This is a genomic window from Kitasatospora sp. NPDC004289 (assembly GCF_053602875.1).
This window is the reverse complement of record NZ_JBSGEL010000139.1, coordinates 1-8,510: the sequence shown is the minus strand read 5'-3', so window position 1 is coordinate 8,510 and position 8,510 is coordinate 1. Positions and strand designations below refer to the sequence as shown.

The following is an 8,510-nucleotide window of genomic DNA, read 5'->3' as shown; positions in this document are numbered from 1 at the left end:
GACACCCTCGGCCACCACCGCCACCGCATCCGGAGTCCGCGCCACCTGCACCCCGAACAACTCCGGCAACGTAACCGGGACAACCTCCACCGCCGCGTCATTCCACTCAGCGAGCACCTGGCCACGCTCATCAGCGTCCAGCAGGTCGACGGTGCTCAGGCGCAGCGACGGGTCAGCGACCAGCTCGGCGAGCAGCCGCTCCCAGCGGGCCGCGATCCGCTCGACCGAGGCGGGCTCGAACAGGTCGGCCGCGCCGATCACGGCGCCGCGGATCCCGGCCGGGCGGCCGTCGACGTCAACGACCTCGCTGAGACTGACGTCCAGGTCGAACTTGGCCACCACCTCGGCGGACGAGCCGAGGCCAGCCGCCTTGACGCCCGGCAGTTCAAGCTCTGCGCGAGCGTTGTTCTGCACAGTGAGCATGACCTGGAAGAGCGGGTGGCGAGAGAGCGAGCGCTCCGGGGCGAGCTCCTCGACGAGGCGCTCGAAGGGAACGTCCTGGTGCTCGAAGCCGGCCAGCGCCGTCTCCCGAACCCGCTCCAACACCTCGGTGAAGGTCGGATCACCCGACAGGTCGGTGCGCTGCACCAGGGTGTTCACGAAGAACCCGACCAGATCGTCCAACGCCACATCCGTACGGCCCGCGTTGGCCGCACCGATCGGCACGTCGGTGCCCGCACCGAGCTTGGAGAGCAGGATCGCCAACGCCGCCTGCACCACCATGAACAGCGTCACACCCTGCTCCCGCGCGAGCCGGACCACCTCACGGTGGACGTCCGCCGGGACAGCGAGTTCAGCCGCGTGACCGCGGTAGCCGGCGACGGCCGGGCGGGGCCGGTCGGCCGGCAGCTGCAGCTCCTCCGGCGCGCCGGCCAGCGCCTCGCGCCAGTAGCCGACCTGCTGGGAGAGCACGCTCTGCGGGTCCTCCTCCGAACCGAGCACGTCACGCTGCCAGAGCGCATAGTCCGCGTACTGCACCGGCAACGGCGCCCAGTTCGGCTCCCGACCTTCGGTACGGGCCGTGTACGCCTCAGTGAGGTCACGGGCCAGCGGGCCCGTCGACCAACCGTCCGAAGCGATGTGGTGCATCACCACAACGAGCACCCGCTCACCACCGTCGGCGGCGAACAGCGTCGCCCGGATCGGGATCTCACCCGCCAGGTCAAAGGCGTACCGCGTCGCGTCGCGCACGGCCTCGGCCAGGTCGTCCGCAGAGACCTCACCGACCTGGAGCTCGAAGCCGGTCTCCCCCACAGCCAGCACCCGCTGGTGCGGTTCGCCGTCAGCGGCGGCGAAGACCGTCCGCAGCACCTCGTGCCGGCCGATCACATCGCGGAACGCCGCGCCCAGCGCGTCGGTGTCCAGCTCACCACTGAGCCGCACCACCACCGGGACGTTGTAGGTCGCGCTCGGCCCCTCCAACTGCCCCAGGAACCAGAGCCGGCGCTGCGCGAAGGAAAGCGGCACCAGCTCCGGACGCTGACGGACCGTCAATGCCATTTGTCCACCGGCGGATTCACCCGTCCGGTCCGCCAACAAGGCTGGTGTCGGCGCCTCGAACAGCTCGCGGACCGACACCTCAACGCCCAGCACAGCCCTGATACGGCTGGCGAGCCGTACGGCCAGCAGGGAGTGCCCGCCGAGCGCGAAGAAGTCGTCGTCCACACCGACGGTCTCCAGCCCGAGAACCTCGGCGAAGGCCGCGCAGATCAGCTCCTCGCGGACCCCGGCCGGGCCGCGCCCGCCGCCGGTGGCGGTGGTCCCGTAGTTCGGCGCGGGCAGGGCCCTGCGATCAAGCTTGCCGTTGGCCGTCAACGGGAAGGCGTCGAGCGGCACAACGGCCGACGGCACCATGTACTCGGGCAGCGTCGCCGCCACGAACCCCCGCACCGCGCCCGGCAGATCGTCCCCGTTCCCGGCAGGAACCACGTACGCGACCAGACGTTTGTCCCCCGGCGCGTCCTCGCGCACCAGCACGGCGGCCTGCGCCACCCCAGTGTGCCCGGCGACAGCGGCCTCGATCTCGCCCAGCTCGATCCGGAAGCCCCGGATCTTCACCTGGCCGTCGGCGCGTCCCGCGAACATCAGCTCGCCGTCAGCCGTCCAACGGACCCGGTCACCAGTGCGGTACATACGCCCCCCGGCCACGCCGAACGGGCAGGCCACGAACCGCTCCGCCGTCAGACCTGCACGACCCACATAGCCCCAGGTCAGGCCCTCGCCGGCGAGATAGAGCTCGCCCACCACGCCGACCGGCACCGGGCGCAGCGCGTCGTCCAGCACGAACGTCCGGGTGTTGCCAAGGGGGCCGCCGATCGTCGGCTGCTCACCGGGTACCAGGGTGGCACTCAGCGTGGCGAAGACTGTCGTCTCAGTCGGCCCGTAGACGTTCATCAGCCGGGGTCCGCCGCCCGAGCGGCGCTCCCACCAGGGGGTCAGGATCGCCGGTTCCCAGGCCTCGCCACCGACCAGCACGGCCCGCAGGCTCTCGCCTCGCACCCGATCGCCCTCAGCCGTGACCAGCTGCGCGAACGCGGCTGGGGTCTGGCTGAGGATCGTGACACCCTCGCGCTCCACCAGAGCCCAGAACTCCTCCGGCGAACGCGACACCGCGAACGGCACCACCACCAGTCGGCCACCGTGCAGAAGCGGGCCCCACATCTCCCAGACCGAGAAGTCGAACGCGAACGAGTGGAACCACGACCACACATCATCCGGGCCGAAGCCAACCCGTCCGCGCGTCCCCGCGAACAGGTCCACCACGTTCAGGTGCGGCACCACCACGCCCTTGGGCCGGCCGGTGGAACCGGAGGTGTAGATCACATACGCCGGATGCGTCGACAGCAACTCGCCGACCCGCTCGTCGTCCGTCAGGGCGGCACCGTCCAGCTCCGCCACCCAGGCCCGAACAGCAGCCTCGTCCAGCACTACCACTGGCACGTCAGACGACTCAGGCAGGCTCGCCACGCACCCCGTCGAGGTCAGGACCGTCACCGCACCGGCATCCGCCAGCGTGAAAGCGATCCGCTCCACCGGATACTCAGGATCGATCGGCAGATAAGCACCACCCGCCTTGACCACGGCGAGCATCGCCACCACCAGATCGATGCCACGCTCCATGCAGACCGCCACCACCGACTCCGGCCCCACACCCTGGCCGGCCAGCAGCCGAGCAAGCCGGTTGGCACGCACATCAAGCTCGGTATAGGACAGCTCGACGCCCTCGGCGACCACCGCCACCGCATCCGGAGTCCGCGTCACCTGCACCCCGAACAACTCCGGCAGGGTAGCCGGAGCGACCTCCACAGCCGTGTCGTTCCACTCGGTGAGCACGCGGCGGCGCTCGTCGGCGTCCATCAGGTCGACGGTGCTCAGACGCAGCGACGGGTCAGCGATCAGCTCGGCGAGCAGCCGCTCCCAGCGGGCCGCGATCCGCTCGACCGAGGCACGCTCGAACAGGTCAGCGGCGCCGATCAGCCCACCCCGGATCCCGGCCGGGCGGCCGTCGGCATCGAAGATCTCACCGAGGCTGAGATCCAGGTCGAACTTGGCCAGGGTTTCTCCGGAGGACCGCAGTGCACTCACCTCGATACCAGGCAGTTCAAGCTCTGCGCGAGCGTTGTTCTGCACGGTGAGCATGATCTGGAAGAGCGGGTGGCGAGAGAGCGAGCGCTCCGGGGCGAGCTCCTCGACGAGGCGCTCGAAGGGAACGTCCTGGTGCTCGAAGCCGGCCAGCGCCGTCTCCCGGACCCGGCCGAGGACCTCGGTGAAGGTCGGGTCTCCGGAGAGGTCGGTGCGCTGCACCAGGGTGTTCACGAAGAACCCGACCAGATCATCGAGCGCCTCATCAGTGCGGCCGGCGTTGGCCGTGCCGATAGGAATGTCGGTGCCCGCACCCAGCTTGGAGAGCAGCACAGCCAACGCCGCCTGCACCACCATGAACAGCGTCACACCCTGCTCCCGCGCCACCGCCAGCAGCTCACGGTGAACGTCCGCCGGGACAGCGAGTTCAGCCGCGTGACCGCGGTAACCGGCGACTGCCGGGCGGGGACGGTCGGTGGGCAGCTCCAGCTCCTCCGGCGCGCCGGCCAGTACCTCGCGCCAGTAGCCGACCTGCTGGGAGAGAACACTCTGCGGGTCCTCCTCCGAACCGAGCACCTCACGCTGCCAGAGCGCATAGTCCGCGTACTGGACAGGAAGCGCGGCCCACTGCGGCTCACGGCCCCCACGCCGGGCGGCGTAGGCCGCAGAGAGGTCACGAGCCAGCGGGCCCGTCGACCAACCGTCCGAGGCGATGTGGTGCATCACCACGACGAGCACCCGCTCGCCGGCGTCAGTGGTGAACAGCTGGGCTCGGATCGGGATCTCGCCCGCCAGGTCGAAGGCGTGGGCGGTGGCGGTGGCAATCTCGGCGGCCAGCTCACTTCCAGCGACCCGGGTCACTCGGAGTGCGAAGCCTGTCTCCGCCTCCAGTAGCGCCCGCTGGTGCGGTTCGCCGTCAGCTGTGGCGAAGACCGTCCGCAGCACCTCGTGCCGGCCGATCACATCGCGGAACGCCGCACCCAGGGCCTCAGTGTCCAGCTCACCACTGAGCCGCAGCACCACCGGGATGTTGTAGGTCGCGCTCGGCCCCTCCAACTGCCCCAGGAACCAGAGCCGGCGCTGCGCGAAGGAGAGCGGCACCAGTTCCGGACGCTGACGCATCGTCAGAGCAGCGCGGACCGGGCCGGACGTGCCGAGCCGCGTGGCCAGCAAGGCGGGCGTGGGAGCCTGGAACAGCTCGCGCACTGGCACCTCGACACCCAAGACAGCGCGGACCCGGCCAACCAGGCGGACCGCGAGCAGGGAGTGCCCGCCGAGCAGGAAGAAGTCGTCGTCCACACCGACCGACTCCACCCCCAGCACCTCGGCGAACGCCACGCAGAGCAGCTCCTCGCGGATGGTCGACGGGCCACGGGAGCCGGCCGGGACACCTGTTGCGTAGTCGGGGGCGGGCAGGGCCTTGCGGTCCAGCTTGCCGTTCACCGTCAACGGCAGCGCGTCCAGCACCACCACCGCCGCCGGGACCATGTACTCCGGCAGCCGGGCCGCCACGAACTCCCGCACCGCGCCCGGCAGATCGTCCCCATCCCCAACCGGAACCACGTACGCGACCAAGCGCTTGTCCCCTGGCACGTCCTCACGCACCACCACCGCGGCCTGCGCCACCGAAGGCCCCGAGACCACAGCCGCCTGGACCTCACCCAGCTCGATCCGGAAACCCCGGACCTTCACCTGGTCATCGGCACGACCGGCGAACACCAGCTCACCCTCAACCGTCCAACGGACCCGGTCACCGGTGCGGTACATCCGGCCCCCGGCCACACCGAACGGGCACGCCACGAACCGCTCCGCCGTCAGACCCGCACGACCCACATACCCGCGCGCCAGACCCGGCCCCGCCACATACAGCTCACCCACCACACCCACCGGCACCGGACGCAACGCGGCATCCAGCACGAACACCCGCGTGTTCACGATCGGCCCACCGATCGACGGCAGCTCACCCGCCACCAGCGGAGCACTCATCGTCGCGCACACCGTCGTCTCCGTCGGCCCGTACGCGTTCACCAGACGCCGGCCCCCGGCCCAACGGGCCACCAACTCAGCCCCCAGCGCCTCACCCGCCGACACCACCGTCGACAACGACACCACCGAACCCGGCTCCAGCACCGCCAGCACCGCCGGCGGCAGCGTCGCATGCGTAACCCCGTACCGGGCCACCAACTCCACCAACGACGGACCCGGCAACAACTCCCCAGCCCCCGCCACCACCAACCGCGCACCCGAGCAGAGCGTGACCCACATCTCGGCGCCGGCCGCATCGAAGCCCGGCGAGGCGAACTGCAGGACCCGGCTCGCCGCATCGATCGCGAACCGCTCAGCCTGCGCGGCCACCAGAGCAGCGATACCGGTGTGCGAGACCGCCACACCCTTGGGCCGGCCAGTCGAGCCGGAGGTGTAGATCACGTACGCCGGGTGCGCCGGCAGCAGACCGGTGACCGGGGCAGTGGCGTCCAGGCTGGCCAGCCTGGCCACGGTGGCCCGGTCGTCCAACACTACGACCGGCACGCCGATGATCGACGGCACCTGGTCCTCGCAGTCCTGCGAGGTGAGCACGCACGTCACCCTGGCATCGCGGAGCATGTACGAGATCCGCTCCGCCGGATACTCCGGATCAACCGGCAGATACGCCCCACCCGCCTTCAACACCGCGAGCAGACCAACCACCAGATCCGCGCCACGCTCCAAGCAGACCGCGACCACCGACTCCGGACCCACACCCTGACCCACCAACAACCGAGCCAGGCGATTCGAACGGGCGTCCAGCTCCGCATAACTCAGCTCAACGCCACCACCAACCACCGCCACCGCACCCGGCATCCGGGCCACCTGCACCCCGAACAACTCCGGCACCGTGGCCGGCGCGACCTCGACCGCCGTGTCATTCCACTCGGCCAGCACCCGATGCCGCTCCTCGGCATCCAGCACATCCACCGCACCGATCCGCACCGACGGATCAGCCACCAACTCACCAAGCAACCGCGTCCAACGCGCGACAATCCGCTCCACCGAACCAAGATCGAACAGATCCGCCGCACCAATCACGACGCCATGGATCCCAGCGAGCCTGCCCTCGGCATCGAACCGCTCACCGATGTTCACCATCAGGTCGGCCGTCGCCTCGGCCTTGCCCGAGGAGACACGGCCGACCTCCAGACCAGGCAGGGAGAGCTCGGCCCGGGCCTGGTTCTGAACCGTCAACTCCACCTGGAACAGCGGGTTCCGGGAGAGCGAGCGGACCGGGGCCAGCTCCTCGACCAGCCGCTCGAACGGCACGTCCTGGTGCTCGAACCCTGCGAGGGAGGTCTCCCGCACGCGGGCAAGGACGTCAGCGAAGGTCGGATCACCGGACAGGTCCGTACGCAGCACCAGGGTGTTGACGAAGAACCCGACCAGATCGTCCAGCGCCTCGTCGGTACGCCCGGCGTTGCCCACACCGATCGGGATGTCGGTCCCCGCACCCAGCTTGCTCACCAGCACGGCCAGCGCCGCCTGGAGGACCATGAACAGGGTGACGCCCTGCTCGCGGGCCACGGTCAGCAGCTCGGCGTGCAGGTCCGCCGAAAGCTCCAGCGGCACCGTACGGCCTCGGTAGCTCGCGACCGCCGGGCGCACCCGGTCACCCGGCAGCTCCAGCTCCTCCGGCGCCCCGGCCAACGCCTCACGCCAGTAGGCGAGTTGCTGAGAGAGGACGCTTTCCGCGTCGTCCTCCGAGCCCAGCAGCTCCCGCTCCCAGAGCGCGTAGTCCGCGTACTGCACCGGAAGCGGGGCCCACTGCGGCTCCTCACCGACGAGACGGGCCGCGTACGCCTCGGAGAGGTCGCGCGCCAACGGACCGGTTGACCAGCCATCGGAGGCAATGTGATGGACGACGACAACCAGGGTCTGCCGGCCAGGGCCAGCGACGAACAGCGAGGCCCGGATCGGGGTCTCGGCGGTCAGGTCGAACACGTGGCTGGTCGCTCCGGCCACCGCGGCGGCCAAGGCGTCAGCCGCCACCTCAACGGTCCGGAGGGCGAAGCCGGTCTCCACAACCGGCAGGACGCGCTGGTACGGCTCACCGTCAGCGACCTCGAAGATCGTCCGCAGCACCTCGTGCCGGCCCACCACGTCGGCCAGCGCCGCGCCAAGCGCGTCCACGTCGAGCTCGCCGGTCAGGGGCAAGACCATCGGCAGGTTGTAGGTCGCGCTCGGGCCGTCCAGCTGCCCCAGGAACCAGAGCCGACGCTGCGCAAAGGACAGCGGAACCAGCTCCGGACGCTGACGGACCGTCAAGGCGGACCTGGCCCGGCCGGACTCGCCCAGGTGAGCTGCCAGCGCGGCCGGTGTGGGTGCCCGGAACAGCGTGCGAACCGAAACCTCGACACCCAGCACCGTGCGCAGCCGGCTGGCCAGGCGAACAGCCAGCAGGGAGTGACCACCAAGTGCGAAGAAGTCGTCGTCGACACCGACCGACGCCACACCGAGTACCTCGGCGAAAGCCGCGCAAAGCAGCTCCTCGCGGAGGGACGACGGGCCTCGCCGGTCCGTGTCAGGGGCGGCCGTGTACTCCGGTGCGGGCAGGGCCTTGCGGTCGAGCTTGCCGTTGACGGTCAGCGGCAACGCGTCCAGCACCACCACCGCGGCGGGCACCATGTACTCCGGAAGACGCCGCGCGACGAACTCCCGCACCTCACCGAGCGCGACCTCCGCACCCTCCACCGGAACGACGTACGCCACCAGCCGCTTGTCACCCGGCGTGTCCTCACGCACGACCACCACCGCCTGACCCACCGACGGGTACTCCGCGACAGCCGACTCCACCTCACCCAACTCGATGCGGAAGCCGCGGACCTTCACCTGCTCATCCGCACGACCCAGATACTCCAGCAGACCCTCCGCCGACCACCGCGCCAGGTCACCCGTGC

At 70.2% G+C, this 8,510-nt stretch carries 1 protein-coding gene; it reads right to left on the bottom strand.

Annotated elements, in window-relative coordinates:
* The coding region (locus ACWEPF_RS39110; protein WP_452176416.1) for an amino acid adenylation domain-containing protein at nt 1–8,510 on the bottom strand (8,510 nt) is incomplete at both ends.